At 69.7% G+C, this 2,235-nt stretch carries 1 protein-coding gene and 1 pseudogene; one reads left to right on the forward strand and one right to left on the reverse strand.

Features of this window, described 5'->3' with window-relative positions; translation table 11 throughout:
- Positions 1-529: 529 nt before the first annotated feature.
- On the reverse strand, positions 530-1,378 hold the full coding sequence (locus tag VXC91_RS44745) for a helix-turn-helix transcriptional regulator (protein WP_329513072.1): 849 nt from the start codon (positions 1,376-1,378) through the stop codon (positions 530-532).
- 136 nt (positions 1,379-1,514) lie between these two features.
- On the opposite strand from VXC91_RS44745, the pseudogene VXC91_RS44750 reads away from it, so the two are divergent.
- Positions 1,515-2,221: pseudogene (locus VXC91_RS44750) on the forward strand (NAD-dependent epimerase/dehydratase family protein).
- Positions 2,222-2,235 lie beyond the last annotated feature (14 nt).

A 2,235-nucleotide genomic window follows, 5' to 3' on the forward strand; every position in this document is an offset into this window, starting at 1 on the left:
TTTCGAGTTGGGTATCAGGTCCGTACGCGTGGTGTCCCGGTGCCCCTGCCGAAGGACCCGGCGAGGCGCCGGGCGTTCGGGCAGGCAGAGCCAAAGCCTTTCGCGTCCTCAAGAGCCTTCTGCGATGGCTGTAATCACCTGAGACCGACGCAGCGCTCGCACGTTCCGTCCGCCCAAGCGCAGCAGTTCAATCGGTACCAGACGACGAATCATCGAACACCCGACAGACGCAGGCAAGGCGTGCATAAGCGACAAACGCAAGCGCACACTCAACGTAGCTCGATCTCTGAGGCTGCGGAGTGCTGTCAACCCGATCGTGACCGGCCGACAGGACAGCCAGCTGCTCGGCGTGGCGGTCAGGCAGGGGCTTGAGTAGGGGTGGTCGTCTGCCTGTGCCTGTGCCTGTGCCTGTGCCTGTGCCTGTGCCAGTGGCAGAGGTTGTGCCGCTGTCGGCGCCAGATGGCGCGGAGTTCGGGATCGTGGGCGATGTGCGGTGGGCAGGGAGCGAACTTGAAGGGCGCGCAGGCGTTCAGGAGCTCGTCGGCGTCAGGTCCTGCAAGCCCACCACCCGCAGCAACTGCAAGCGCAGGTACGACTCTGTGCCCGGGCGGGCCGTGTGGATGACGAGCTGCTGGTTGTGGTCGGAGTTGACGAGGACCTCGCAGTCGAGTTCGAGGATGCCGATCGCAGGGTGCCGGAAGCGTTTCGTGGTGGCGCGGCGTACGGCGACCTCGTGTTCGTCCCAGAGGCGGGCGAACTCCTCGCTCGCGGCGCGTAGTTCGGCGACGAGGGAGGAGGGTTCGGGGTCCGTAGGGCGGGCCGAGGCCACCGCTCGCAGGCCGGCGACCTGCTCGCGGGCGCGCTCGGGGCGGTCCTCGAGCGGGAACAGCTCCTGGGCCGCCGGGTCCAGGAAGAAGCGGCGGATCATGTTGCGTCCTTGGGGCGGGCGGGCGAGGACGTCTCCGCTCAGCGCCCGTGACAGTGCGTTCTGGGCCAGGACCTCGCCGCAGTCGGTCACCACCATCGCCGGGGTGTCGTGCAGCCGGTCCAGCACCAGGAGCAGGCCCGGGCGCACGTACGTGCTGGTCGCCTCCCGGCGCGGCGGCTGTTCACCGGTGAGGTGGAAGAGGTGGTCGCGTTCGTCCTCCGTCAGGCGCAGGGCGCGAGCCAGCGCGGTGAGCATCTGGCGGGACGGGCTCGGGCCCCGGGACTGTTCCATCCGCGTGTAGTAGTCCACGGACATGCCGGCCAGCTGGGCCACCTCCTCGCGGCGCAGCCCCGGCGTACGGCGGCGGGCGCCGGCCGTGAGGCCCACGTCGGAGGGGTCCAGGCGGGCGCGAGCGCGGCGCAGGAAGTCGGCGAGTTCGCTTCGGTTCACCTCTCCAGGGTGCGGGAGGCCGGCCGGCTTATCCAGGGACTCCCGATCCCCTGATGAAGAGGTCTCTCCCGATCGTTCCCGCATCCGCCAAGGCTGGTCATCAGCGACAGGCGACACAGTGCGTGAGGAGCACATCATGCTGACTTTGGTGACCGGTACGACGGGACAGGTCGGACGCCGCTTCGTGCCGAGGCTGCTGGCCCAGCGGCAGCCGGGCGAGCAGGTGCGGGTCCTGGTACGGGATGCAACCCGCGGCGAGCGCTTCGCGGAGCTGGGCGCCCAGGTCGCCGTAGGAGACATGCGCGACGAGGAGACACTCGGCAAGGCGCTCGTCGGCGTGGACGCCGTCGTGAACGTCGCCGCCTCCTTCCGCGGGGTGCCGGACGAGGAGGCGTGGGCCGTCAACCGGGACGCCGCGGTGGCCCTGGGCCGCGCCGCGCAGGCCTCCGGCGTGGAGCGGTTCGTGCAGGTCAGCACGAGCAATGTGTACGGCGTCGGACGGGGCCGCCCGCTGACCGAGGAGGACGAGAGCCGACCGGGCGGCGAGATGTGGGGCGCCTACCCCGAGTCCAAGGCCGAGGCCGAGCGTGAACTGCTCGCGTGATGCGTCTGCTGTACGCGCCGAGCATCGCCGGCCGGATCTACAACATCGCCGATGACGCCCCTGTCACGACGGTCGAGCTGTACCAGCTCAACGGCGTCGAGGTGCCCGCCGGGCTCCACGAGCTCACGGACCCCGACCCGTGGTTCGGGATCATGTCCAACCAGCGCATCCGCCGGGAGCTCGGCTTCCGGCCGATCTATCCGAGCGTCTGGACGGCCCGGGACGCCGGAGCCCTGTGACGGTCACCAAATAT

It is taken from the genome of Streptomyces chiangmaiensis (assembly GCF_036281785.1).
GTDB lineage: Bacteria > Actinomycetota > Actinomycetes > Streptomycetales > Streptomycetaceae > Streptomyces > Streptomyces chiangmaiensis.